This is a genomic window from Vibrio sp. 2134-1, assembly GCF_033339495.1.
On sequence record NZ_JAWOUS010000886.1, the window covers coordinates 1 to 534 of the forward strand.

Consider the following 534-nt stretch of genomic DNA (forward strand, 5'->3'; position numbering starts at 1 on the left):
TCACGCTTGGTGTGACGTTGGTTTCGCCGCAGTTAATGAACGCGTACTTGATCGGTAAACAAGCACCAGAAGTCTGGGATTTCGGATTGTTTGTTATTGAGAAAGTGGGCTATCAGGCGCAGGTGATTCCAGCGATGTTAGCGGGTATGGCACTGGCGTTTATCGAAACGCACTTAAAACGCATCATCCCATCTTATCTATACCTCGTGGTCGTGCCGTTTGTTTCTCTCATTGCCTCGGTGATTTTAGCGCACTCGATCATTGGTCCATTTGGTCGCATGTTGGGTGATGGCGTGGCATTCGCAGCCAAAGCGGCCATGACCGGTGACTTCGCGATGATTGGCTCTACCATCTTTGGCTTCTTATACGCGCCACTTGTGATTACTGGTATCCACCACACAACCAATGCCGTTGACTTACAGTTGATGCAAGAATTGGGTGGTACTCCGATTTGGCCTTTAATTGCACTATCGAACATTGCTCAAGCATCGGCAGTGGTTGGCATCATTATCATCAGTAAAAAGCAGGATGAGC

At 48.5% G+C, this 534-nt stretch carries 1 protein-coding gene; it reads left to right on the top strand.

The annotated features are described in order from the left end of the window. The coding region (locus R7R78_RS29080; protein WP_225474960.1) for a PTS transporter subunit EIIC at window positions 1-534 on the top strand (534 nt) is incomplete at both ends.